The following is a 25,882-nucleotide window of genomic DNA, read 5'->3' on the forward strand; positions in this document are numbered from 1 at the left end:
GCCTGAGCCGCCCGAATTCGTGGACTCCGTCGGGCTCGCGGCGTCGTTGGACCCCATCCACCTCATTGCACCGTTGGATCCCGTCCATCTCGCGGCGCCGTTGAACTCCAGCTATCTCACTGCGCCGTTGTACTCCGTCCATCTCGCGGCGCCGACGAACCCCGTTCATTTCGCGGCCCTCTCGACGAGCGTGCTGGTCAGCGAAACCACCTCGTCTCGCACCCGTCGCGAGCGCGATCGGTCGAGACTGACGTCGTCGGCGTCCAGGCCGGCGACGTGGTCGGCGATGGCTTCGGGATCGCGCGAGTGATGGATCCGACCCTCGTCGACCAGTTCCTGGTCGACCGAGAGGAGCGTGTTTGGGAAGAACGACACCGCCGGTTTGCCCATGCAGGCGGCCTCGCGGGCCATCGTTCCCGAACCCGTGAGGACGCATCGGGCGTGTGCCGCAAGTTGGAGACCGTCGTAGGCGTCCGACGGAACGTGCACGCGCTCCGGGCTGAACGGCTCGGCGTACGTCTCGTCCCCGCGACCCCTTGGGAGGTAGACCACGTTGGTCCCGTCTTCGACCAGGGCGTCGAGGAGGTCCGGGACGATCGACCGGGCGTCGACGTACGCCGCGTCGAGCGCCTCGGGACGAACTACGACGTACTCCTCGAACGGAAGCCGATCGACGAACGTCGGATCGACGTCGAAATCGGCGACGTAGATGTCCTCCTTGTAGCCGGGGTACGTGTAGACGGACGACGAGTCGGCGCCGTACTTTTCGAGCTCCGCCGTCTCGAACGCCGCCGGGACGACGGTGTAGGTGGCCCGGGCTTCGAGCCAGTTGTACAGTTCTTCGGCCCACAGCCCGTCGACGTGGGCGGTGATGTCGTTGTCCGTAAAGTGAATAGACGGGATGTTGCGCGCCTTCGACGCGAGGACGCACATGGCATTGCGCGACGACAGCGAGACGTCCGCTTTCGGCGTGTCGATCGCGAGCCGTGCGGTTCGATACGGGATGCCGACCTTCCGGAGGTGCGGGTTGTCGAAGTCGCGGCCGCGAACCTCGAAGTCGAATCCCACCTCGTCGGCCAGCGAGACGGTCTCGGTCTTCCGACGGACCGTCGTCGTCACCGCGATCTCGGGGAGTGCGTCGGTGAGGGCGCCGAACAGGAACGGGTGGGACGGACTCACGAGGTCCACCCACGCGGCGTGGCGCTCGGTCATAGCGTCACCACCGTCGCACCGGCGTCGCGCCAGCGCTCCCGGTCGAGGACGTCGCAGGCGTCGACGACGACGTCGTCCGCCATTCGGGCCGTCACGGTATCGGGAGCCAGCGACGCGTACTCGTCGTGGGCCGCCGTTACCACCAGCGCGTCCGCGTCTCGGGTCGCACCGTCGAGCGATTCGAGGCGGTGCGTCGAGTCGGAGACGTGCGGATCGTGGAGCGCGACCGTCGGGCCGCCGTGAGACTCGAGTTCCTCGGCGAGTGCGATTCCCGGACTCCCACGGAGGTCGTCGACGTTCCCCTTGTAGGCGACGCCGAGAACCGCAACGTGGCGACCGTCGAGCGAGCCGAGTCGGCGGGAGACCTTGTCGGCCACGTACGCGGGCATCCCGTCGTTGATCTCCCGAGCTCGTTCGACGAGGTCCAGCTGGTTCGAGCCGTGGCCCAGGAACCACGGATCTACCGGGAGGCAGTGGCCACCGACGCCGGGGCCGGGCTGGAGGAGGTCGACCCGTGGGTGGCGATTAGCGTCTTCGATGGCGGCCCGAGCGTCGATGCCGTAATCGTCGGCGAGTTTCGCGATCTCGTTCGCGAGGGCGACGTTCGCGTCCCGATAGGTGTTCTGCAGGAGTTTGACGAACTCCGCGGTCGTCGGGTCGCGCACGGTCGCGATCTCGCCCGTCACGACGGACTCGTACAGCCGTCGCGTCGCCTCGGTCGAGACGTCGGTGAAGCCGCCGACGAGCCGGTCGTTCGTTCGAAGCTCGGCGAGCGCTCGGCCGGGCATCACCGTCTCCGGGCTGTACGCGAGCGAGAAGTCGGCCCCCGCTTCGAGATCGGACGGCGCTTCGAGCGCCTCGAGGAACGGGCCGATCGTGGTCCCCGGCGGTACCGTCGATTCGAGAACCACGACGTCGTCGGCACGGAGCACCTCGCCGATCCCCTGCGCCGCGCTCCGGACGTACCGGAGGTCGGCTTCGCGGGCCGCCTCGTCGAACGGGGTTGGAACGCAGACGAGGTGATAGTCGGCCGTCGGCACCTCGGCGGCCACGCTGAGTGCGCCATCGGCTCGAACCGCGGCGACGAGGTCGGCCAGTCCGTGCTCTTCGTAGTGGATGTCGCCGTTTTGAACCGTCTCTCGGACGGCCTCGTCGGTGTCGTAACCGGTGACCGCGTGGCCGGCGTCGGCAAGCACCGCGGCGGTCGGGAGACCGATGTAGCCGAGTCCGTGGACGCAGACGGACGTCACTGGACCACCTCCCTGGCAGGGGTCGCGGCGGACGCTTCGAGGATCCGACGCGCCGCGTCGCCATCGCCGAACGGATTGTCCCACTCGTCGTCGGCCGCGAGCACGACGCGGGCGGCCTCGGCGATCCGTTCGGGCGACACGCCGCCGAGTCTGTTGGCCCCGACCGCGATCGTCTCGGGCCGCTCGGTGTTCTCCCGGAGGGTGACACACGGCACGCCCAGCACGCAGGCTTCCTCCTGGACGCCGCCCGAGTCGGTCAGGATCAGCCTCGCCTCGGCTTCGAGTCGCAGGAAGTCGAGGTACTCGAGCGGTTCCACCGGCCGCACCGTGTCGGGGACCGGCAGGTCGGATAGAACCTCCCGTGCGCGCGGGTGAACCGGATAGATCAGCTCCAGGTCGAACGCCCGGGCCACGCGGTCGATACCGGACAGAATGTCGGCGAAGCGCTCGGGTTCGTCGACGTTCTCGGCCCGGTGGAGCGTGACGAGGCCGTACTCGCCAGGGACGTCGCCGAGACCCTCGGGCAGGGTGTTCCGTTCGAGCGCGATTCGACGGTGGCGCTGTAACGCGTCGACGACCGTGTTCCCCGTGACGGTGATCCGGTCGGCCTCGATGCCTTCGTCCCGGAGGTTCGTCGCCGCCTCGGTGGTCGGGGCGAACAACTGGTCGGCGGTGTGGTCACAGATGATGCGGTTTACCTCTTCGGGCATCTGGCGGTCGTCACTCCGGAGACCGGCCTCGACGTGGGCGAGCTCGACGTCGAGTTTGCTCGCCGCGATGGTGGCGGCGAGCGTGGTGTTGGTGTCGCCCTGGACCAGCACCGTCCGCGGGTCGACGTCCAGAAGGACCGATTCGATGCCGGCGATCATGCTCCCGGTCTGTTCCCCGTGCGTGTCCGAGCCGACGCCGAGGGTGTGATCCGGCGAGGGGAGTTGGAGCTCCTCGAAGAACACCTCCGTGAGTCGCGGGGAGTAGTGCTGTCCGGTGTGGACGACGGTATGTGCAATATCGCGCCGACGACACTCCTGGATGATCGGCGCGAGCTTGATGATCTCGGGTCTCGTTCCCAGAACGATGGCCAGTTGTGCGGAGGTCATATGGATATCATCCGTCCGATGACGGTGGGATTTCGAACGTACACGCTGGTTTCTCGGAAGCCACGGAACCGGCTTTATTACCGAGCTGATAAGCGAATCAACGGAGCCATCTCCGGCGAAGTGTCCCCACAGGGTGTCTCTCGACCGCCTGTCGGGCGTTTCGAGCGTGGCGCTCCGTCGAGCGTGGCGTTTAGCTGCTCTATAGTATTTCACGGCGACTCCGGAGTGAGATGCAAATGAGTGCGGACACGCACGACAGGACGCTGGCGCCACATCCGACGGACGACGGACAGAACCGACGGTCGGGAGTGCGGTCTCGAATGGAGCCGGTCCAGGAGGGCCCCTCGAGAACGGAGAGAGCCGGAGGAAAGCGATGATCGGACGATCGCGCGCTATTTCGGCACCTCTTCGCTCAGTACTCGGCGGACTCGTCGTACCCATCGCAACCGCGACCCCGGTCGGCGCGACCCACGGAAACGCAGCCGTTCTCGACGGCGTTACAGCGGCCACGGCCCAGAATCTCGCCCTCGGGGTCGGCGCGGGTATCTCGAGTCGCGAGCTGGTGTTCGTCCTCGGCGGCGCCGTACTGGCACTGGCCGTCGTGACGGCGGGCCTCGCCTACCGGTACGAGCCGCGGATCGGTGCGGACCGCCGTCCGTCGGAAGACGGTTCGGAGCCGCTGGACCGGCCCGAATCGAACCGCGAAACCGAGCGATCTTACGATCCGGCCCCCGATCGGGAGCAGCCGTCGAGGCCCCTGACCGATTTCGAGCGGGTGGTCCGACTCCTCGAAGAGAACGAGGGGAAACTCCCGCAGAGCGAGATCGTCGCGCGGACGCCGTGGTCGAAGTCGAAAGTGAGCCGGCTCCTCACCCGGATGAACGACAACGACCAGGTCCGAAAGGTAAACGCCGGTCGACAGAACATCATCGTCCTGCCCGGATCGGAACCCGACGAGCCGCACGTGCTGCCAGACGGCGATGGGATTTGACACGCGGTATCGGTCGCCACTCGCTCGCCGTCGCTGTCGGTTCGACGTCGCCTTCGAAACGATCACTCGTTTCTTCGTCGAGGGGCGAGCCGCCCGACTCGCGCTCGCTCGCTCTGTCGTCTCTCGGACGGCCCCGGTGATGGCAGCGCGTACTCCCTTCCCACGGCATCGGCGCCATCGATACCCGCAGCGCCCCGCGAACCAACCAAATCACTCGGTCGTGGCCGCTCGTAGCGCTCGGGCGGCCGGTTGGCGAACACCCTCACGATGGACGACCAGTACTGCTCGATTCCGGGCGCCAGCGCTTCGATCCCGGTGCGGCCCGACTCGTGGGGACAGACACCGGGACGTGCTTCCCCGTCGAGAGCGGACAGAGCGCGGAATCCGACGGCCTGTCGATGCGTCGACGAACGATTCGATCGCACAGCCGGCCGTCGACGGCGCGTTCGAGGGGACACGACGTGCACCGTCAGGTCCCGTACGGAGTGGGACCGTACACCGAACTCGAAACCGGGGCGTCGAGAGAACTCGATGCAACGATCAGATCGGTGAACTCTCCCGGCGACCCGCCAGATCTTATTCGAGCGATAACCCGGTGCTTACCCGCTCTATAGGAATAGGAAGGGCGGCCGACCGAACGAGCATGGAACCGACCAGTAGGCACAACAGTGAGCAGAAACGAACGCGGTCCATCCCCGGACGGTCTTCGACGGGTTCGCTAGACATCGGCGGCCGAGCCACCACCGACGGAGGGTGGATCTGAGATGTGCGGAATTATCGCGCGCGTGGGCGAGGACGACGGCGTCGACCGGTTGCTCGGCGGCCTCGAACGCCTCGAATACCGCGGCTACGACTCCGCGGGGATCGCGGTGGAGAACGGAACGGGCCTTGCGGTCCGGAAAGCCAGCGGCGAGGTGACCGACCTCAAACAGTCGGTGTCAGCCAGCCGGATCCACGGCGGGATCGGTATCGGCCACACCCGGTGGTCCACGCACGGCCCGCCGACCGACGATAACGCTCACCCGCACACCGACACGACCGGCGAGGTCGCCGTCGTCCACAACGGGGTCATCGACAACCACGCCGCCCTCCGCCGGGAGCTCGAAGCGGCGGGCTGTGAGTTCACCAGCGACACGGACACCGAAGTGGTTCCGCACCGCTTCGAGCGCTACCTGTCGGCCCATCCGCCGGAGGAAGCGTTCCGAAAGACGGTCCGCGATCTCGACGGGAGTTACGCCATCGCGGCGATGGTCGAGGGTGTCGACGCGGTCTTCGCGGCCAGGCGCGGCTCACCGCTCGTCCTGGGAGTGAGCGACGAGGAATACTTCCTCGCCAGCGACGTTCCCGCGTTCCTCGAACACACCGACGAGGTGATCTACTTCGAGGACGACGAGATCGGCGTCATCACGCCCGACCACGTCGAGATCACGACGCTCGACGGCCGTCCCGTCGAGCGCGCGAGCGAGGTGGTGGCGTGGGACGCAGAAGAAACCAGCAAAGGCGAGTATCCCCACTACATGCGAAAGGAGATCGAGATGCAGGACGTCTCGCTGGCGAACGCTATCCAGGGTCGCATCGACGACGATGGGACCACCCCCGACCTCGATCCATTTCCGCCGGGGACCTTCGCGGCTATCGAGCGCATCCAGTTCGTCGCGTGCGGGACGTCCTTCCACGCGGCCAAGTACGGCGCGCAGTTGCTGAACAACGCCGGGATCCCGGCCCAGTCGTTCCGCGCGAGTGAGTACGACGACTCGATTCCGGTGGACGAGCAGACGCTGGTCGTGGCGGTGACCCAGAGCGGCGAGACGGCCGACACGCTTCGGGCGTTCGAGTGCGCGGCATCGGGGGGTGCACGCACCGTCGCGGTGACGAACGTGGTCGGGTCGACCGCGGCCCGCGAGGCCGACGACGCGCTGTTTATCCGCGCCGGACCCGAGATCGGAGTGGCCGCGACGAAGACGTTCTCCTCGCAGGTGGTCGTGCTCTCCCTGCTCGCGCATCGGGTCTCCGCCGACGTCGCCGACGTCGCCCCGTGGGACGACCCGGCTGCGTTCTACGACGCGCTCGAACGGCTCCCCGAGGACGTCCGTACCGTCCTCGACCGTGGCGATGCCGAGCGCGTCGCCGAGGAGTTCCTCGGGAGCGACGCGTTCTTCTTCATCGGTCGAGGTCCCGGCTACCCGGTCGCCATCGAAGGGGCGCTGAAGTTCAAGGAGATCACCTACGAACACGCCGAGGGCTTCGCCGCCGGGGAACTCAAGCACGGGCCGCTCGCGCTCGTTACGCCCCGGACGCCCGTGTTCACCGTCGTCACTGGTGACGACAACGGCACCACGGTGACGAACGCCGAGGAAGCCCAGACCAGGGGTGCGCCCATCGTGGCGGTATCCGCGCCCGGCCACCGGATCGACGACGTGGCCGACGCCAGCTTGCAGATCCCGGCGTCGCATCCCGACCTCGCCGGGTTGCTCGCCAACGTCCAGCTCCAGCTCCTCTCCTATCACACCGCCGATCGACTGGGCCGCGCGATCGATAAGCCGCGCAACCTCGCCAAGAGCGTCACCGTCGAGTGACGACTGATTCGATGAACAGGGAACTTTTCGGAGTGTTTGGCGACAGCGAGACGTTTTCGCGCTTTCGGTCGCCGTCGTCGTTCGATCGCGTCGTCGAGGGGCGGTCGATCACCGTCGGCGTCCGGGACGTCGGAATCGGAATGCCGGGACGGACCGCCGTTCACGCCGACGGCGATCGAGTATGTACACTCGTGGGGGAGGCGTACGCTCCCGGGTCGGCTACGTCACCGGCGGCGCTGGCGCTAGAGCGCAGGGACGCGTCCGGATTCGATGCGATGGCCGACGTGAGCGGCTCGTACCTCGCCGCGGTCGACACCGGCGAGACCGCCTACGTCGCCACCGACCCGGCTCGGACCGTCGAGTGTTTCTACGCCGACGCCTCCGGTGTGCGGGTGTTCGGGACCGACGCGTTCGAGGTGGCCCGGACCATCCCGGACTCGACCGTTCGGCGTGACAGTCTGCTCGAGTTCCTCCACTTGGGCGTCGTCCTCGGCGACAAGACGCTCGTGAGCGAACTCCATCGGGCGCCGTTCGACGGGAGACTCCACGCCGACGGGACCGGGACGTTCGACCGGTTCGTCTACCGACCGACCGAGTTCGACTACGTCGAGGCGCTCGCCGGCAGGCTCGAACGGGCGCTCGAACGCCGGCGTCACCTGCCGGGTCGAAAAGGACTGTTGTTGAGTGCGGGTTACGACTCGCGGGCGTTCCTCGCCGGGCCGACGGACGTCGACGCCTGTTACACGGTAACCCGTCAGAACGGCCGGGAAGCGGCGGTCGCAGCCCGAATCGCCGACCAGTACGGGAGCGATCATACCGCGTTCGAGGCCGACGGCGACTACCTGACCACCGGGTTTTCGACCGTCCGGTACGGCAACGGTATCCGCGAGTCCATTCACGCACATCACGCGGCCTTCGCCGACCGGATGGACGTGGAGACGATGTACCACGGATTGCTGTTCGATACGTTCCTGCGCGGTCACTACCTGCCCAGAGACGAGTTTTCCGCGCTTGGTCACGCGCTCCCACGGTCCCGGCTCGCGACCGACTTCGACCCGGCGACGAGTCTCGTGACCGATTCGTTCGGGTTCGTTCCGATAAGCGAGTGCGATGGGCTGGACGGCGAACTGCCCGCGGAGAGCCTGGCATTCGCACGAGATGCCGTCGGCCGGGAGTTCAGCCGACTCGCAGGTCGCTACGACTCGACCTACGACGGCTGTGCGGTCGTCGGCATCGCGAATCAGCCGACGGCGCCGTTCCGGACGCACCTGGCGGATCACTTCCTCGAGTCGTTCCCCGCGGCTGACGGTGAACTCGTCGACTGGCACCTCCGGACGCCGCCAGAATATCGCAACACGCGAACGTTCCGCCGGGCGCTGGAGCGGATCGACGGCGACGTCCTCCGCCACCGCCCGCCGGACCGTCCGCACGACTCGGTTACCCTCAACGAGGTCGAGCAGTTCGTCCGGGAGCGAGCGCCGTTTCTCGACGCCTTCGAGAACGCGTGGCCCGATCGGCGCGAAGAGTACGAGCGGGCGAATCTCGACGACGAACTGTTCCCGGACCAACCGTCCCTCCACGGCCTTCCGGTGTTACTGAAGCTCCGAATCAACGACGCGACGACGTGGCTCGGGCGCCTGGAGTGCGACACGGAACCCGAACCGGCCCGTCTCCTCTCGCCGCCCGCCGAGCAGTTTCGGCTTCGGTCGGAGTGAGTTGCCCGGAACCCGTTTCAGCGGTTCGGTCGCGCAGTGGCTGACCGTCAGTTTGTCCTCGGTGATCGTCAGTTCTTCCGTCACTGTCGGTTGAGACGTGGCGGCCGCTTCGTCGGCCGTGTCGGTACGGAAATCATCACTCGGCTAAACCCCCGTCCTGAAGGGCGCAGGGAGTTCACCCGTCTGAATCGTCAGCCAGAATATCGTCGATCAGGGAACCGAACAGGCCGTCCGACTCGTTGCTGTCGCCAGAGCCATCGTCCGACTCGTTTCCGTCTCCGATGCTGCCGTCGTCGTCTGATTCGTTGCCATCGCCGATACTTCCGCCATCATCCGACTCGTTTCCGTCGCCGATACTTCCGCCGTCGTCTGATTCATTGCCGTCACCGATGCTGCCGCCGTCGTCTGATTCATTTCCGTCACCGATGCTGCCGCCGTCGTCTGATTCGTTGCCGTCGCCGATGCCACCATCATCCGACTCGTTTCCGTCACCGATGCCGCCGCCGTCGGATTGGTTGTCATCACCATCCGAGACGGTGTCGTCGCCATCGGTCGAATTCTCGCTCGTCCCCTCCTCACCGGTGGCGGTATCGCCCGTCGCGTTCTCGGTCGGGTCGGTTGGTTCCGACGTCAGATCGGGCAACGTGATCTCGATATCGTCGTCACCCATCGGTATCGGCGTGCCGAGCATGGTCGAACTCGCGCCGACGACGATCATGACCACGCCCGCGAGCATCAGAACGCGCTGGAACAACCGGACTGCGTCAGCGCCGGACGAGAACTCGACTCGGCGCTTGAGCGATGCCGCTCCCGATCCGACGACGGGGAGCGACGAGGCGATCGCGAGCACTTCGGTGAAACCGATCGCCCCGGTCAGAAGCGCGAGGATGGCGAAGATGGCCGCCCCACCGACGGGGACGATCGCGAGCGAGAGTAACGGCGCCTCGACGTACATCGAGAGGGCGACGACCAGCGGAGCGCTCAGGCCGATCGTGACCCCGACGCGAAGGGGGCGCGCGTCGGCCAGCGGGTCGAACCCGAGACGGCGGGCGCTCCAGACGTGCAAGAAGAACATCAGCCCGTAGCTGACGCTCGTCGCCACCGCCGCCCCGTGCATGCCGAACTGGGCGATCAGGACCCAATTGAGGACGACGTTGACGAGGGCGACCACGCCGGTCGCCGCGATGAGCGGTCGGAGGTTGCCGTTGGCCTGTGCGATCGCGAGGACGGGGCGGGCGATCGCGAACCCGACCGCACCCGGAAGCAACAGGTACAGCGGGGCGAGCGAGGCGACGTACTCGTCCGGCCAGAGCAGCGGGATCGCGATCGGTGCGAGCGTTGCGATACCGACCGCGAGCAAGGCGGTGAGCAGCAGGGTGTACCGCGTGATCTTCGCGGCCATCCGACTGACGCGTTCGTGATCGCCCCGTGACCAGAGCTCCGACGTCGAGTGCAGCAGGACCGTCTGCAGCGCCATCGGAACGACCCAGAGGAACTCCGCGAGGACCAGCGCGACCTTGTAGAACGCGGTCGACGGTCCGTCGACGAACACGCGAATCATCATCACGTCGACGTGGTACAGCGACATCAGCAACGCCACCAGGACGATGCTCATCCCGTTGAACGAGAGGAGTTCGCGCCGGGGAAACGACCGGGGCGGGATGCGAAGCGTCTCGAGGATCGAGACGCGCCGGGCGACGAGAACGAAGCCGACGAGCGCCGGCACCGTGCTGCCGACGATGTGCCCGACCAGGACTCCCTCGACACCGTAGCCGAGGGCGGCGAGTCCCAGCGCGATCCCCACGAACGTAAACCGATGGAGTATCGTGAGCGACTCCGCGTACGGTTCGAGACCGAATCCCATCAACGTCCGTTTGACGTAGGAACGAAACTGCGCAGCAACGACGAGGCCCGCGAGGAGGACGAAGTACCGCCGGAACCGCTCGCCTTCGACCAGCCTCGGCAGCAGGTCAGAGCCCGCGAACCACACCATCAGCCCCGAACCCGCCAGCCCGAGCAGGATCGCTAGCCGAAAGTAGAACCCGACGACGTGCTCGCTCCACGCCGCTTCCGACCGGTTCTCGCCCAGAAACTTCTGGACGCCATCGGTCACGCCCGAGCTGACGAATATCATGAAGATGGAGAACGCCGACAGCAGGAAACTGTAATCACCGTAGTCGGATTCGCCGAGCAGCGTCGCTAACAGTGGAGACGTGACGATACCGAGTGCCAATACGAGCACCTTCGTTCCGAGGATCGACACGAAGCCGCGGGTAATACTTCGACTCATTCGGTTACCGGCTGCGGCGTTCGGTCATGGTGGACCACTATGCATCCCGGTCGACGTCCGCCCCCGGGAGCGTCGTCGTTCCTGGGGACAGTCGCACCCCCGGCTGGAGGTTGGTGTCGATGCCCGTCTTCGCGTCGTCGCCGACGACGACGCCGAACTTCCGCCGGCCGGTCGAGATCCGCTCGCCCTTCACGGTCAGCTTAACGTCGCGTTCGTCGTGGCGAAGGTTGGCGACGTTCGTCCCCGCACCGAAGTTCACGTCGCGCCCGAGCACGCTGTCGCCGACGTAGGCGAGGTGACCGATCGTGGCTCCGCGCCGGAGGACGCTGTTTTTCACCTCGACCGCGTGTCCCACCGTCGCGTCCGGTCCGACGACCGTCCCGCCCCGGACGTAGGCGTTCGGCCCGACCGTCGCGCCCTGTCGAAGGATCGCCGGCCCCTCGACGACGACGCCAGGCTTGACGATCGCTCCCGCCTCGACGACGACCGACCCGTCGAGCGTCGCGTCGTCGTTCACGTCGCCGTCGACTCGGCGCTCGATGTCGCCCAGGCGTCGCTCGTTCGCTTCGAGCAGTTCCCACGGCCGGCCGACGTCGAGCCACTCGTCGAGTTCGACCGCGGTCACGTCGTAGGCCTCGATCACGCGCGAGAGCACGTCGGTGAGTTCGTGCTCGCCACGCTCGCTCTCCGGAACGTCGAGCCAGGAGATCGCCACCTCGGGAAAGACGTACGCCCCCGCGTTGGCGAGGTCGGTGGGCGGGTCGTCCGGTTTCTCGACGATGTCAGTGACGGTCCGCCCGTCGGTCGACAGGACGCCGTAGTTCGTCGGATCCGCGACCTGGTGCGCACCGACCGCGGGCCCCGACTCGAAGAGGGTTCGAATACTCTCGACGTCGTAGAGGTTGTCGCCGTTGAGGACGGCGAACTCTCTACGGAGGTGGTCGCTCGCAGCCCGGACGGCGTCGGCGGTCCCCGCCTGTTCGGTCTGGACCGCGTACGCGACCGGGGTGCCAGCGTACTCTTCGCCGAAATACTCGCGTACCTGGTCGGCCCCGTAGCCGACGACCAGCACGAGTTCGTCGGCGCCCGCCTCGACCGCCGCATCGGCGACGTGCGCGACGAGCGGCCGGTCGACGACGGGGAGCATCGGTTTCGCAGTCTCGTCGGACAGCGGACGCATGCGCGTCCCCTTCCCTGCTGCCAGAATTACGGCTTGCATCCTAGGTCGTCAGTTCCGTCACGAGTGGGTTTACTATTCGACAGCTAACCGGGTCGGCCGCCGCCCGATATCCCGGCGCCATCGACGTGCCCTCACCATCGAGTGGGGTGTCAGAGCCGGTTATCCACGATATAAGTATTCGATGAACGGTCGTAGCCATCCATCGAATGAGTTCGAAACCCACCGTGCGTTCGAAACACACCACCTGCGAGCAACCGACTCCTCCCTCGGTGAGTACCCGGGTGTGTCTGGCGCTGGCGGCGGCGGACGACGTGCACCCGTGGGAGTCGTCGCCGCTGTACGACGCGATCGACCACGGCGTCCTGGAGGCGCTGGAAGCGCTGGAGACGCGAGACAGCCGAGCGTGGCAGTTCGAGTTCGACACCGGCGTACACACCGTCGCGGTGACGAGCAGCGGAACGGTCTCCGTCGACGGCGTCGCCTTCTCCGATTCCGACCTCCGGGAGGCGCTCGATTCCCTCGACGACAACGGGTACTTCGATCGACCGCTCGACCGGCACTAGAGGGGCGGTCGTGCCGAGAGGTAGCGAAAATCGACCGCAGCGGGAGCAAGAGGGGTCGGCCGCAGCAGGAGTGAGAGACGCCGACAGCGTCGGGAGCTAGAGGTGGTCAGCTGCGGCGAGTCGGGTCGCAGCCGCGGCGATGCGCTCGCGCTCTGCGTGCGATTCGTGCCAGTCGTCGACCAGCCGAGCACCGAGTTCGCGCAGTTCGGGGGCGTCACACTCGGTCGTCTCACCGGTCGAGCGATCGTACAGTTCGTCGCCGTCGGGTTGCCAGATGTACTTCCAGGTCTCGCCCGTGACGGCGACTTTCGGCATTCGGTTGTGCGAGAAGGCGTACGTGTCGAGGGCGGCCTCGTAGTCCTCTTCGCGGGCGAGCGACGTGAGTAACTCGGGCAGGTTCCGAAGGGGCAGCGGTCGCTCGACACGACCCGTCGGACCGTTGGCCACGACCAGCGGCACGTCGATCAGTTCGTCGTAGAGGTCTCGACCGTGACCGTACATCCCGTGGTCACCGAAGGCTTCGCCGTGGTCGCCGTGAACGACGAAGAGCGGGTCGCCGCCGAACTCGGCGGTCGCGCGGCCGACGAATTCGTCGGTGTACCGGATCGTATCCTCGTACGTCTGCGTCAGGACGCCGTGGAACGGCCGTACGAGGCCGTCGCCGGCACGGTCGGCGAACAGCGCGAGGTTCGCCGGATAGGTCACCAGCGACGATCGGGATCGATACCCCGTCGGCGGCAGGTACGGTAGGTGCGCGTCGACCAGGAACACCCACAGGAAGTACGGTTCGTCGGCGGATTCGGTCCACGCGACGATGTCGTCGTAGAACGCTTCCCACGACATGAACATGTCCTGGCCCTGCCACCAGTTCATCGCCTTCAGAACCAGCGACGAGAGCGGATTCGATCGTTCGCCGTCCGCGAGAAACCCCTTCGAGGCGTCGGTCTCCATGAAATCCTCGAAGTGGTCGAAACCGTCGTTGAAGCCGAAGTATCGGGACGTCCACGGGTTCGCGGTGAACGCGGCGGTCTCGTACCCCATCCGCGAGAACCGCTGGGCGACGGTGTCACGGGCCGCGAGGTGCTCTCGGATGTAGGCTTTCATCGAGGCCCGATCGCTGCCGCGAGCACCGTCGCGCTCGACGGGGAACTCGCCGGTCAAGAACGTGGTCGCCGAGCCGTGGGTTGCCGGCGCCGGCGCGACGGCGTTCTCGAACACGAGCCCGTCGGCCGCGAGCTCGTCCAGATTCGGGGTGAGCCCGCCATCGTTACCACCGAACCCGCAGTGATCGGCGCGGATGCTGTCGATCGTCACCAGAACGACGCTTCGGCTGTCGGACATGGCCTACCGCCTGCGCGTCACCGGGTTTATTATCCCGTCGCTAAGGTCGTCAGCCGCAGCTGAACCGGAGATAACGATGACCTGAGCTTTTGTGGTCGGCGATCGGGTGGCGAGGTATGGAACAAGTCCACGGATCGACGCCCGAACCCACTCGCAGCATCGAGATTCCCGACCGACTCGTCGATCGGATCGAGCGACGCCTCGCACGAACCGACTTCGAGACGCCCGAGGCGTACGCCTCGTACGTCCTCGAGGAAGTACTGGCACAGGTCGAGTCGGAGACCGACGACGGCTACGAGCAGGTGGACGGCGACGAAGTCGAAGACCGGCTCAAGTCACTCGGCTACCTCGAGTGATCGTCGTCGCGTCGCCTCGTGCGACGCGAGACACCGCACGGAGGACGTCCAGGCCGATCGAGATCGGCCGCCTCGATCTGCGCGGCCGCTTCGACCGTGCCGTCCCCCGACTGCGACACCGGGCGCCCGGAGTCGTCGTCCTGTCACGGCGTCGTGCAGCCGAGCAGTCCGCTTTTTCGTGCACGGACGAGAAAACACGCCGTCCACCTCGGTCCGGCCCGCGTCCTGGGCGTCGACCTCGTCGTCGCTACCGCCCATTCGGGACGCGTCGCCGGGGTTCGACACGCTGGGGCGGCCGCCGTCCAGCCCGTCACTCCGTCGACGGGGGCGTTCGACTGCTACTTCCGGTACCTCGTCTCGCATCCGCGTCTTGATGGCGTACTCGACCGGTAACGGCTTCGTCCGACCACGAAACGGTCGCCATTAGCACGTGAATAGGGAGAACGGATACCGACATCTTTCGAGTCGGAGCGTCCCGCTCCAGGAGGTGATATCCGCAACGAATCGTGACTCGTATCTGATCGGCCGACACGCCGACGGGCGGTATTGGGCCGCGCCACATTCATTCTGGGGGTGCGTAGCGTTCGAGGTCGACGGGTTCGTGTCCCCGTCGGAGACGGAAGCCTCGGTCGCCCGTCGGTAATTCCGTAGAGCTCCCTCTTCCCATCGTCCCTCGCCGGACTTCGATCGGTCGCCGGGCACGTCGTCACGAGATGAACGACGTGCCCGGCGACGATCTGCGTCGCTCGTCGACATGGCTATCGAATCGAAGAGCGGCGTCCGCGGGAGGTGCGTGCGGGACGGGTCGAGGAAAACGACACCGAGTGAGTGCGCTTCGGCGGGCAATTACTCGTCCGAGTGACTCGCGATCCAGTTCGCAGCGAACACGGCGACGGCGATCACGGCGATCGCGGCGCCGACTCCCGACGGGACGATGGTGTTCGCGAGAGTCGCGTAGATACCGGCGACGAGGGCGACACTGGCGCCCACGTACGCGTGAGCTGGCTCCCAGCTGAACGCCTCGGTCTGCGTGTCGGGCGTGTCGCGTTCGCGGGTGGCATCACCGGCGTCGTGCATCGGGCGTTCGGACACGTCGTCGCGCAGCGACGGTTCCTCGTCGAGGTAGCGGTCGAAGGCGGCGGCACGTTCGGTCCGTTCGACGATGCCGCGGTTTTGCTGGTACTCGATGATTCCCTCGTCGTCTAGCTTCGGGAGGTGAGATTGGTAGAGCGCGATGTAGACGCGCTGGCGTTCCTGTGACTTGAGCGCGGCGACCGTCGTATCGTGTTCGAAGGCCGCAATGCGCTCGGTGATGTCGGTCATCTTGGCCGGCGTGTCGAACTCCTGCAGGTACTTGAGGACGAGCCGACGGCGGCGACACTGGAGTATGTGGAAGATTTCGTCGCGTGCGATCGTGTTCTCGGTGACGTCGTCGGCGTCGGACTCTTCGACGGCCTGTACGTCAACCGATTCCGTATTCACTGTCATGGGCAGACAAGACCTGCCTTTCCGAGCCGGGAGCTAATATAAGGCAGACTGTTACCGATGTGAGACTGTTTCGGAACCGTTGTTTCGGACCGTTCCGATCGTTTCATCGGTGTCTCCGGCGCTACTGGCCCCTATCACCTCCGTTCCGAGCGCGATAGCCGAGCCAGTCCGTTCGCGCGACGTCGCGATCGGAGAAACTGAAACTCGACGGCATCGAGCGGGTCGCGGCCGCCTGATGTCGACGACCGGGCCCCCACGCTCGTCTTCGCGGTCGAATCCGTCGAAGAGGGGGCGTTCATCCGTATCGGTCGGCCCAGTCTCTCCAGTACCGCTCCGGATCGGTACGTTCTCCATCCCGAAGGTGCCGTCAATCGGTCGAATCGGGGCGTCGCGTCGGATGACTGGACGCCTGTTCGCACCGCTCGTGGCGGCCACGGCCGTCCCGGCGAATTCGAGCCGCGGGCTGGACCCACGTGCCGCTATATCGACGGACGGAACGGTTCAGCGCGATTGCCGCGACCCCGTGAAACGCTTCGATGACGGACGGCGGTCGGGTCGCCCCCGCGTGGAATCTGGTGTCAGACGGCCCCATCGGTAGCGATGTCAGACAGGGCCGTCGCGACCTACGCCAGCCCAGCATAGGCGTGTCGCGCGGTCGTATCGCCGCCGCTACCGGCCTACGGTCGGGTCGTGGTAGCGGTTAGTCTACCAGGCCCGCTCGGCGCGGACGCCTGCCTGGAAATCGCGATCTCCGGCACCGCGTCCCCGAGGCAGATGAGGTTCTCGCGGCCGACCCGGACCTTGGTGATGGAGCCGCCGTCGGCCATCTCGGAGAGGCGCCTGCTGACCTTGGCTTTCGACCAGTCCGTGATCTCGACGATCTCGCTCTGTCGCATTCGTCCGGTTTCGGCGCGAAGCATCCGCTCGATGAGTTCCTCGTCGGAGACGAGCCGATCCTCGGCCCGCTCGACGACGTCGGTTGCGGACTCCCCGTCGGATTCCGTCGGCGTGTACAGGTCGGATTCCAATTCGACGGCCTCCGGACGTTCGTCGCCCACGATCGTCGGGGCGCGTCGGAGGGGGTTCGCTGCGAGCTCTCGCAGGCTGGAGCCCATCGACGCGAGACCGCGTCTGGTCGCGACGACCGTGAGAGCGACGCCACCGAGGAACCCGAGGAGAACCGGGAGCCACGCGGGTGAGAGCCGGTCCATCGGGTCGGTGCCGTACGTCACTTCTATCCTGTCGTTCAGCATGTCACCGTCGCTGTCGGTGAGCATCGGGTCCGTTCCGTACAGATTTATCTCTTCGTCATCGGTCAGCCCGTCGCCGTCGGTGTCTGCGTCAGTCGGATCCGAGCCGACGGCAAGTTCCTTCCCATCCACGAGACCGTCGTCGTCCGTATCCGCCCGATACGGGACGGTGCCGGCTTCTAATTCCGTCGCATCCGCGAGGCCGTCGCCGTCGGTATCGGCGGTCGCCGGGTCGGTGCCGTGTTCGTAGACCTCCGCCCTATCCGCGAGGCCGTCGCCATCGGTATCGGCGGTCGTCGGGTCGGAGCCGTGTTCGTAGACCTCCGGCCCGTCCGCGAGACCGTCGCCGTCGCTGTCTGGCACCGTCACGTTCGTGGAGTGGTTTCGTTCTTGCTCGTTGGACAGTCCGTCGTCGTCGAGGTCCCCCGACTTCTCGACGAAGGTGATCTGTTGAGAGTCGAGCGTTGCGTCGGTGGTCGCGTTTTTCAGACTGAGAGTCAGTTGAGTCGAGTCGACCGGTTGCGTGTGGTTCTGTGAGAGAGAGACGGTGGTCGTGGTAGCGTTCGCCCCGCTTTCGGTCGTGACGAACTGCTCGCACGTGGGTGCCGTATCGTTCGAATCGTCGGAGAGACAGAGCGCGTACGCTCCGGGCGACTGCACCGAGCCAGTGGCGTTGAATCGATCGCTCGTCGACAGCCAGAAGTACTGCGTTCCGTTCACGGTCGCGAACTCGTCTGCTGCTGTCGTGATGGTAGCGTCCGTTGCGTTGACCGCGATCGATCCGTTGATCTGCACGGCCGAACCATTCGTCGCGTTCGCGTCGGGAGTCGCGCCGCTGGCTACAGCGGCGTGAGGTAGTATCCCCGCGGTGAGGAGGAGAATGAGTACGACGGTTACCCTTCTCCGAGTGATTTCGACTCTCATATTCTGATTGTGAGAGACTCTTATTCCACGACTATATACCTTCTGATCAATAAAACAGACGATTAGCCATTCACTTCTCGGTTTTCACTCATACGTCCACGAAACAGTATTTATACTATTGTTTTATATATTGATTTTCAATTGTCAGACGCTCGGCGTCTATTTTCCGGCCTGTATCAGGAAAATTATCCGGTTCCAGCTGGACAGAATCGGCTCTCGATCGCCGAAGCGCCGAGACGATGAGCGAACGAGCATCGGTTACAGCGCTCGCTAGTAATTTGACCCTCGAGAAGCTTCGAGATCGCCTTAGTAGGGCGCTAAGACTTGGCTTAGTTACCTGCTAAAGATAGTTTCGGCCGATATCGATCGGGAACTGACCCGGATCGACCGGCTGCCGATTCACGATCGCCTCCAGCGGCTGGCGGATCTGTCACTGGGCGCGTGCGTCGGCAACGAATCGGTCGAACGCTCGCGTCGTCGCCACTTACCAGCTGAATAGTAAGGGCGACCCGAACCGGAGGACCAATCGCATGAAACTACGAATAAACCGATCCGTCGGCATCGCCGTGGCGATGAGCCTCATGCTCGTGCTGGCGGGCTGCGCCGGTCTCGGCGGCGGCGACGGAGCGACGCCGGAGTCGAACGAAACGGCCGGTGACGGTCTCGATAACGAAACGGACAACGAGTCGGATGACGGAGCGACGAACGAGTCGTCGGGCGACGCGGACGCCGCAGCGAGCGGTTCGATCCTGCTCGCGGTGGACGGGGTCGATACCCACCCCGAAGCCGAGTCGGCCGACGACGAGTCGAGTGCGAACGCGAGTTTCTGGCTCGGCGGTGACGGCGAGCACACCTGGCACGCCGGGGACGCGTCGGTCACCCTCGACGGGGCGCTAGGGCAGTTGGATATCGACGCCGAAGCCGACTCGCTGACCTACGACGGGACGACCTACGAGGACGGAGACGAGACGACCGTCAGCTATCGAGTGAACGGTGAATCGGTCGACCCAGCCGAATACGAACTCGAGGACGGCGACGCCGTCTTCGTCACCGTCCACACGGAGAACACGGAGACGCCCGGAGCGTACTTCGAGGAGAGCCATCCCCATCCCCACGGGACCCTCGAGCTAACCGTCGACGACACCACCGTCGACTTCTCCGAAGAGAAGTACACTCACGCCGACGATTACTTCCACTTCCACAGCGGCGAGGAGCCGGGTCGATGGCACGGTCACTCGATCAACGTCACGATCGAGTACGCGCTGTCGACGCTCCCCGGCATAGAAGTGACGGAGGACAGCATCACGTACGATAATACGACCTACGAGGCAGGTGACGACGCCGAGATCGACGTTACCGTGAACGGCGAGTCGGTCGACCCCACTACGTACATCCTCAAAGACGGTGATGCCGTAGAGATCGTCGTCGAAGAGGACGAGTAACGACCGAGAACCGTCTTCCACGACGGCTCGCGGGTGGTATCGTTGGATCCACAACGACGCATCGTGGATCCACCACGCTTTCTTCGGCCAAGCGGCGCTCGTGGCGAGGGACCACACTGGCTACCGAGCGATCTTATCACGGCGATCGTACCGTGTTCCGGTTCCGTACGACTATGAGGCCGACCGGCCCATCGATCACCCCGGCCAGTCGCACGGGGCCGAACGGTGCGTCACGGGAAGAGACGACGGACGCGGGGACCACCATGACCGGTTCGATGCGTGCGTCGTCTCCCCGCGAACGGGCGCGTCTCAGGTCGAGACACGGACCCGTTAGTGGTGGCCGTCGACCCGGTCTATCGAACCACTCAATCACCGTGGCAACGTCCCCAGCGGGTGCGACACTGTAAGAGTCGGTGAGGAGGGCCGGTCGCGGTGTGAGCCAGCCCGGATGGCGAAGCGCCGACGGGGCGTCGGACGCCGTCCCGCGTGAGCCGACCACTACAGCGTCTCGGCCGAGACCGGTCGCCGGTTCGTTCTCGACCCGTCCGGGTTTGGCGCCGCTGCTGCCTCGTCACCGAAAACACTTGCAGGCAGACGACGCACACTCCCAGATCGTACCAAGCCGAAACTCGTGCCGGCGACGCTGATCGAAACGACGGACAGGACTGGCGTCGCCCGCCGGACCGAGCGAAAAGACCGTTGGACGCCCGATCGACATCGACTCCGTGGCGACGATGAACTGTCGTTATTTCCCCGGCGACCCGTCAGCCCGCCGGTCGTCGGTCGTTCCCGCCGAATAGACGAGTCCGACGTCCATGTCGAAGACGAGTGCTCCCTCCACGTCGAGGGACTGGAGGTGGTCGCGGTACAGTGCATCGTGGATGACGGCGTACGCATTCACGTCCGCGGTCGCGATGAGCCGTTCGGCGAGTTCGCCCACGGTGATCGGCGTCCGGGACTGCTCGACGGCCGTTCGAACGCGTCGGCGGAACGCCTCGTACCCGATCGACGTGTCTGGCGGTAATTCCGTGCGTATCGGGCCGCTCACCGGTCTAGAATTCGAATCTGAGGGGGACTCCTGCCAGCTCATCTATAGGCGGACGTCTCTGTGCCCGGGGATAAATATGGTGTGTCGTTGCAAATTTCAACGGAGCGTACCCACCGCAAAGCGCTACTGGCGCACTCACCCGGTGATCCCGACGGCCGACTATGTGGTCGCTAAGTTGTTGCGACGGACGCAACGATCGAGCCCATTTACCTGTACACGACGATCACGCCGAAGAGAACGCCCGTGACCAACACCGAGATAGACACGACCGACTGGACCGCTGAAGAGTTCGAGTCCGCGCTGGCGGACCTGATACAGACTGCGAAGCGGAGCAACGTTCAGACCCCGCGAGCGTTGGACGTCACGGACGAAGCCGATGGCATCGAGTGGATGGTCGAGATCACCCGGCTCGACCGGCGTCGGTGAACCGGACTGGCCGTGTGCGAACACCTAGCCGCGATCCCCTTTCATGAGTAGTGATCCCGACGAGTCGGACGTCGCTCGCCGACCGTACGCGCTCTTCGTCCGCGTTCGACTCGACCACCCGACGCTGCCGCTGCTGCCCGCGCTGGCCGATGCCCCGGAGACGCACGTCCGGCCCCGATCGCCGATCCTCGGTACGCAGCGGCTCTTCGTCTCCGTATTCGGCGGCGACGTGGCGGCATTCGAGTCCGGTCTCGCCGACGACCCGACAGTCACCGATCCCGCGCTCGTGAGAGCGCTCGCGGATCGGCGAATCTACCGTCTCGGCCTCTCGGCTCGGGGACGGAAACGGCTCTCTCCGATCGATGTTGCGGACGCCTACGTGCACGATGCCGAAGGGGCACACGACGGCTGGCGACTTCGGATGGAGGTCCCGGACCGCGACTCGCTCATCGAGTTCGTTCGCGCGTGTCGGAACGCCGGCGTCGACCCGTCGATCCGGCGGGTACGGGACACCGACGGCGTCGAGCACCGCCACGCCTACGGACTCAGCCCCGAACAGGAACGCATCCTTCGGGTCGCGTACGAGACCGGATACTTCGACATTCCGCGAAAAGTCTCCCAGACCAACCTGGCCGAGTCGTTCGACCGCTCGACCTCGGCGGTCTCGCAGCAACTCCGCCGCGCGACGGCGGAACTCATCGGAGGCACCCTCCTCGCCCGGCGTGAGTACTGACCCCTCCCGCGGCGACTACACAACCGCGTGCGAGGAACCCGCGACGACTGCCCAGTGGTGCGAGGATCGCCGTGAGGACGGCGTCCGTCCGCGGCACCACGGGTACCAAATCGCTCGGCCCGTTCTTCGGCGGGCGCGTCGGTACGATCCCGTGTCCACTGCAAGATCCACCAGGAGACGACCTTGATACCGCCTAAACCACCGAATAGGGGCCTGATAGTAAATCCCGAACGCACCCCATCTGAGACACGGCTATCTTGCCACCCGATGGCCGGACACTCCGGCGCGTCGGCATTGTGGCCGCGATCGGCGTACTGATCGCACCGGCTGTGCGGCTCTCGAGTCGGAGGTGCTTGGATCGTTCTACGTCGACGCCCGGTCTGACTCCCTGGCGGACGACGGGACGACCTACCGCGGCGACGAGTCCGGCACCACCGTCTCCATCACGGTCAACGGAAACGAAGTCGATCCCGCGACGTACCGCCGCAAGGATGGCGACGACGTCAGAATCGTCGTTGAGTCGGACGGGTCGTGATCGGCACGAACCAGTCGGATCGACGAAACGCCCTGGTCCGATGTTTAAAAGGTGGCTAGTCTAATGCAAGCGACCATTGTTCTCGAATACGTGATATTCACCGTTCACAGACTATGACGTGTGGATATCATTATGGCATGGAGAGGTAATTCAGACGATACTTCAGCAACGAAGCGCAACGAATCAGCGACCGACCAATCGACGAGTTCCGTTCCTCGGCGGGAATATCTCGCGGCGCTTGGTTCGACTGGTCTTCTCGCCAGCGCAGCGCCTCCGCTCGTCGAGCGGGCCACTGCGGCGTCGACCGACAGAATCGATCAATTGAGCGACGAATACGGCACCGTCGTGAACGTGGCCGACGCCGGCGCCGACACGACGGGGACCGAATCGATCACGTGGGTTCTCGACGCACACGCGGGCGACGATACGCTCTTCGTCTTCCCGCCGGGCCGATACCGAATGAACGAGGAGTTCCGTCACACCGGCTTCGACCACTTCGGGATGGTTGGCACCGACGCCACCATCGTTCCGGGCGACTACTACGAGTTCGAGTGGTTCAACCGCCGGCTCTTCCGTCTCGGCGTCTACCACGACCCGGGCCACGACCTGCTGGTCGAAGGGTTCACCATCGACCAGACGGCTCCCGACACCGGCATTCGAGCTATCGAGGCCCAAATCTCCGACGGGCTCACCGTCCGCGACGTGACGATCAACGGAACACACGACAGCGGGACCTGGGGCCCCGGCCTGTTCGACGTGACGGACCCGGACGGAACCGGGATCGTCGAGGGGTTCCGGGCACCCGCGGGTGCGGAGTGGGTGTCGAACACGCCCAACGCCGGCAACCTCTGGCGCGGCCCCACCGGTATCATGGTGAGTCGGTACCACCGCGGGACGGTCGAACTCGCCGACTGCCAGCTCGGCGGCTTCCCCGACAACGGCGTCTACGCTGGAAACGCCAACGGGACCGTGATCGTCCGGCGCGGCGTCTACCGCAACAGCCACGCCAGTAACCTCCGAATCGGCGGGGACGGGAGCCGGATCGTGGGCGCGACCGTCATCGTCGACGACAATCACGAGTACTTCACGAACCAGCGCGGTATTCGCCTCGACCAGGGGTCGTGGCTCCAGGTGCTCGACACGGCGGTCGTGCTCGAACAACCGAACGGTAACGGCATCACCGTCCTCGACGGGGTCGAATCGGCCCGCATTCACAATTCCTCGGTGACCCAACACACCGACCGCACCAACCAGGCCATCGTGGTCGAGGAGTTCGCCGGCCCGACCTACGTCCAGCAGTCCCGCGTGGAGATGCACGGAGGCGGAAACGCGATCGAGATCAAAGGCGTCGGCGAGCCCGGCGAGGTGGGCTGCTCGGACGTCACCATCACGGGCCCCGCGTCGGGGGCGGTCTTCCGGAACGCGATCCGGTGTGAACGCGACAACTGCGAGTTCCGTGGGCTGGACATCGACCAGCCCGGGAGCGACTACCGCCGCGCCCTCGAGATCAACGCCGACGACTGCCTCGTCTACGAGGGCACGTACGAATCGACCCACCACCCCATCGTGGTCACCGGCACGGGGACGTGGATAGAGTCGGCTGAGATGAACTCCTACGACGGATACGAGGCGATCCGATTGACCGATACGAGCGCGGACGTCAGACTCAAAGCCAACACGCTGGTCGGGGGCGTCCTCGACCTCGGCTGCGACGGGCTTTCGATGTCCGGAAACGCGATCTAATCCCGTCTTAGCTGACCGATAATAATGGGGCGAGTGTTCGTCGCTTCCCGCTGATGGAGCTACGCAACCTCCGCGGATATCTCGACCTGCTGGTCGCGCTCTCGTGGGTGGTACTCGCCGCAGCTGTGGTCGCCGTTTCCCTCCACGGAATCGTGCGTCTCGTTCTTCTCGTCCCGATCGTGGTGTTTCTCCCCGGATACGCCGTCGTCTCGCTGTCGTATCCGACCGCCGGCTCGCCGACGACGGAGTCGGCCAACGGCGGGTCGAATGCCGGCCTTCGAGCCAGGTTCGCACGCGACAATCACGCGATCGGCGGCGTCGAGCGAATCCCGCTCGCGATCGTCTGGAGTCTCGTCGTCGTCCCCGGAATCGCACTGGGAGTCCACTTCTCGCCGTCCCCCATCGCGGCCGAGCCGTTACAGGCTGGAGTCTTCGGCGTGACGGCCGCATTGTTGGTCGCGGCCACCGTAGCCCGCGCTCGCCACCCCGCGAACGAACGGTTCGTCGCCTCGCTTCCGAGGCTCCCGGATCGATCGTCCGGGTTCGGGAGCGCATCGTCACCGCTCGGGACGCAGGCGTCGTCGACGTCTCACCCCGGTGCGCGGCTGCTACTCGTCGTGAGTCTGCTGGTGCTCGCGTCGTCGGTCGGCTATGCCTTCGCCGCATCACCCCACGACGAGCGTTTCACCGAACTTTCTATCCAGTCCGGCGAGGTGACTAACGAGACCACCGCGCTGTATCCGTCGACGCTCGTCGACGGGCAAGCGGCGGACTTCGAGTTCGCCGTCGGCAATCACGAGGGGTCGTCGGTCGAGTACGAGTACGTGGTCGCTCTCCAACATCTCGACGGAAGCGACGCGGAACCGGTCGTCGTCGACGAGCGGGCGGCCGAGCGCGGCGAGTTCGAACTCGCCGACGGCGAGACCCGAACCGTTACGGCGGACGTGACGCCGGAGACCACCGGCGACGACGTCCGAATCGTCGTTCTCCTCTACCGCGACGGTGCGCCGGCGGACCCGAGCCTCGAGAACGCCTACCGGTCGCTTCGACTCCCCGTCGACGTCACGGCGTCCGACTCTGTCGCCGCTAGTTCGGCGCGCCAGGCGCCGGGGAGCGACCGCTGATGTGGCCGTGGGAGCACGTCGCCTTCGCATACCTGCTGGCGTCGCTGATCAGCCGCGGGGTCTACGGGAAATCCCCCGACGGGCGGGTGGCGCTCGCGGCCGGGTTCGGTGCCCTCTTTCCCGACCTCGTCGACAAGCCTCTCTCGTGGACGGTCGGCGTGTTTCCGTCGGGATACGCGGTCGCACACTCCGCGTTCGTCTACCCGGTGTTCGCGTTGCTCGTGTGGTCGCGGCTCGGCCGCCGCGGGTCGGAGCCCCTCGCGGTCGCGTTCCTCGTCGGCCACGCCTCCCACCTCGTCGGCGACGTGGTGTACCCGTTCGTCCTCGGCGACGAATTGGCCCTCACGGCCGTGCTGTGGCCGATACTACCGTCGCCGCCGGCCCCGACGGGGGCCGGACTGATCGCCCGAACGACGTTCTTCCTTCGGGAGTGGGTCGTCCGCCTCCGGGCGCTCGAGCTCGGGCCGCTCTTCGTGTTCGAACTCGCGCTGGCCGGGGCGGTCGTCGCCGTCTGGCTATACGACGGCGCGCCCGTCGTCGCGGAGTGTCGGTCGATCCTGGCCAACTGGGTAGACGGGGCCTCACACACCGGCTGAGT

21 protein-coding genes are annotated in these 25,882 nt (G+C 65.8%); 12 read left to right on the forward strand and 9 right to left on the reverse strand.

The window, feature by feature from the left end:
* Positions 1-165: 165 nt before the first annotated feature.
* Genes C479_RS09025 through wecB form a run of 3 tightly spaced genes read right to left on the reverse strand, consistent with a single transcriptional unit; the run spans position 166 to position 3,559 of the window.
* The gene (locus C479_RS09025; protein ID WP_007701246.1) at positions 166-1,212 is read right to left on the reverse strand and encodes a DUF354 domain-containing protein; all 1,047 of its coding nucleotides are present in this window, start codon (positions 1,210-1,212) and stop codon (positions 166-168) included.
* On the reverse strand, positions 1,209-2,462 hold the full coding sequence (locus C479_RS09030; RefSeq protein ID WP_007701247.1) for a nucleotide sugar dehydrogenase: 1,254 nt from the start codon (positions 2,460-2,462) through the stop codon (positions 1,209-1,211). The genes C479_RS09025 and C479_RS09030 overlap by 4 nt, the downstream gene beginning before the upstream one ends.
* Positions 2,459-3,559 (reverse strand): non-hydrolyzing UDP-N-acetylglucosamine 2-epimerase, encoded by a 1,101-nt coding sequence (wecB, locus tag C479_RS09035; RefSeq protein ID WP_007701248.1) that lies wholly within the window; start codon positions 3,557-3,559, stop codon positions 2,459-2,461. The genes C479_RS09030 and wecB overlap by 4 nt, the downstream gene beginning before the upstream one ends.
* 373 nt (positions 3,560-3,932) lie before the next feature.
* On the opposite strand from wecB, the gene C479_RS09040 reads away from it, so the two are divergent.
* The 3 genes from C479_RS09040 (at position 3,933) to C479_RS09050 (ending at position 8,841) form a co-directional block, all read left to right on the forward strand.
* The gene (locus tag C479_RS09040) at positions 3,933-4,550 is read left to right on the forward strand and encodes a helix-turn-helix transcriptional regulator (RefSeq protein ID WP_007701249.1); all 618 of its coding nucleotides are present in this window, start codon (positions 3,933-3,935) and stop codon (positions 4,548-4,550) included.
* A gap of 764 nt (positions 4,551-5,314) precedes the next feature.
* The gene (gene glmS / locus C479_RS09045; protein ID WP_007701250.1) at positions 5,315-7,126 is read left to right on the forward strand and encodes a glutamine--fructose-6-phosphate transaminase (isomerizing); all 1,812 of its coding nucleotides are present in this window, start codon (positions 5,315-5,317) and stop codon (positions 7,124-7,126) included.
* An 11-nt stretch (positions 7,127-7,137) separates the two neighbouring features.
* A complete protein-coding gene (locus C479_RS09050; RefSeq protein WP_049907218.1) occupies positions 7,138-8,841 on the forward strand; it encodes a hypothetical protein in 1,704 nt (567 codons plus the stop codon).
* Between the two features lie 175 nt (positions 8,842-9,016).
* Here C479_RS09050 and C479_RS09055 read toward each other — a convergent pair whose 3' ends face one another.
* Together C479_RS09055 and glmU are read right to left on the reverse strand one after the other, a co-directional pair.
* Positions 9,017-11,131: an oligosaccharide flippase family protein gene (locus C479_RS09055; protein ID WP_007701254.1), complete on the reverse strand. Its 2,115-nt coding sequence runs from the start codon at positions 11,129-11,131 to the stop codon at positions 9,017-9,019.
* Between the two features lie 37 nt (positions 11,132-11,168).
* Positions 11,169-12,350 (reverse strand): bifunctional sugar-1-phosphate nucleotidylyltransferase/acetyltransferase, encoded by a 1,182-nt coding sequence (gene glmU, locus C479_RS09060; protein ID WP_007701257.1) that lies wholly within the window; start codon positions 12,348-12,350, stop codon positions 11,169-11,171.
* Between the two features lie 167 nt (positions 12,351-12,517).
* On the opposite strand from glmU, the gene C479_RS09065 reads away from it, so the two are divergent.
* A complete protein-coding gene (locus tag C479_RS09065) occupies positions 12,518-12,874 on the forward strand; it encodes a HalOD1 output domain-containing protein (RefSeq protein WP_161607168.1) in 357 nt (118 codons plus the stop codon).
* A gap of 96 nt (positions 12,875-12,970) precedes the next feature.
* Here the strand turns inward: C479_RS09065 and C479_RS09070 are convergent, their stop codons facing one another.
* Positions 12,971-14,215 carry a sulfatase gene (locus tag C479_RS09070; RefSeq protein WP_007701264.1) on the reverse strand — a complete coding sequence of 415 codons (1,245 nt, stop codon included), beginning with the start codon at positions 14,213-14,215 and terminating at the stop codon, positions 12,971-12,973.
* 116 nt (positions 14,216-14,331) lie between these two features.
* Here C479_RS09070 and C479_RS09075 point away from each other — a divergent pair, with 116 nt between their 5' ends.
* Positions 14,332-14,571 carry a hypothetical protein gene (locus C479_RS09075; RefSeq protein ID WP_007701267.1) on the forward strand — a complete coding sequence of 80 codons (240 nt, stop codon included), beginning with the start codon at positions 14,332-14,334 and terminating at the stop codon, positions 14,569-14,571.
* Positions 14,572-15,417: 846 nt separating this feature from the next.
* Here C479_RS09075 and C479_RS09085 read toward each other — a convergent pair.
* Both C479_RS09085 and C479_RS09095 read right to left on the reverse strand, forming a co-directional pair.
* Complete coding sequence (locus tag C479_RS09085; RefSeq protein WP_007701273.1) at positions 15,418-16,059, reverse strand: DUF7344 domain-containing protein; 642 nt, start codon at positions 16,057-16,059, stop codon at positions 15,418-15,420.
* Between the two features lie 677 nt (positions 16,060-16,736).
* Positions 16,737-18,104, reverse strand: coding sequence for a helix-turn-helix transcriptional regulator (locus C479_RS09095; protein ID WP_007701279.1), 1,368 nt, complete (start codon positions 18,102-18,104; stop codon positions 16,737-16,739).
* Between the two features lie 659 nt (positions 18,105-18,763).
* On the opposite strand from C479_RS09095, the gene C479_RS09100 reads away from it, so the two are divergent.
* Positions 18,764-19,675 carry a hypothetical protein gene (locus C479_RS09100; RefSeq protein WP_007701288.1) on the forward strand — a complete coding sequence of 304 codons (912 nt, stop codon included), beginning with the start codon at positions 18,764-18,766 and terminating at the stop codon, positions 19,673-19,675.
* 745 nt (positions 19,676-20,420) lie between these two features.
* Here the strand turns inward: C479_RS09100 and C479_RS09110 are convergent.
* The gene (locus tag C479_RS09110) at positions 20,421-20,765 is read right to left on the reverse strand and encodes a hypothetical protein (protein ID WP_152415849.1); all 345 of its coding nucleotides are present in this window, start codon (positions 20,763-20,765) and stop codon (positions 20,421-20,423) included.
* Positions 20,766-20,966: 201 nt separating this feature from the next.
* Between C479_RS09110 and C479_RS09115 the strand changes: the two genes are divergently transcribed.
* From C479_RS09115 to C479_RS09140, 6 genes are all read left to right on the forward strand, one after another.
* Complete coding sequence (locus C479_RS09115; protein ID WP_007701293.1) at positions 20,967-21,149, forward strand: hypothetical protein; 183 nt, start codon at positions 20,967-20,969, stop codon at positions 21,147-21,149.
* Positions 21,150-21,192: 43 nt separating this feature from the next.
* Positions 21,193-21,882 (forward strand): helix-turn-helix domain-containing protein, encoded by a 690-nt coding sequence (locus C479_RS09120; protein WP_007701296.1) that lies wholly within the window; start codon positions 21,193-21,195, stop codon positions 21,880-21,882.
* Positions 21,883-22,231: 349 nt separating this feature from the next.
* Positions 22,232-22,417 carry a hypothetical protein gene (locus C479_RS09125; protein WP_007701299.1) on the forward strand — a complete coding sequence of 62 codons (186 nt, stop codon included), beginning with the start codon at positions 22,232-22,234 and terminating at the stop codon, positions 22,415-22,417.
* A 321-nt stretch (positions 22,418-22,738) separates the two neighbouring features.
* Positions 22,739-24,160: a hypothetical protein gene (locus tag C479_RS09130; RefSeq protein ID WP_007701302.1), complete on the forward strand. Its 1,422-nt coding sequence runs from the start codon at positions 22,739-22,741 to the stop codon at positions 24,158-24,160.
* A gap of 53 nt (positions 24,161-24,213) precedes the next feature.
* Entirely contained in the window at positions 24,214-25,284 is a 1,071-nt protein-coding gene (locus C479_RS09135; protein WP_007701305.1) for a DUF1616 domain-containing protein, read from the forward strand.
* Positions 25,284-25,880, forward strand: a complete 597-nt coding sequence (locus tag C479_RS09140) for a metal-dependent hydrolase (RefSeq protein WP_007701307.1) — start codon at positions 25,284-25,286, stop codon at positions 25,878-25,880. Before C479_RS09135 ends, C479_RS09140 begins: the two co-directional genes overlap by 1 nt.
* Positions 25,881-25,882 lie beyond the last annotated feature (2 nt).

The organism is Halovivax asiaticus JCM 14624, from assembly GCF_000337515.1.
Lineage (GTDB): Archaea > Halobacteriota > Halobacteria > Halobacteriales > Natrialbaceae > Halovivax > Halovivax asiaticus.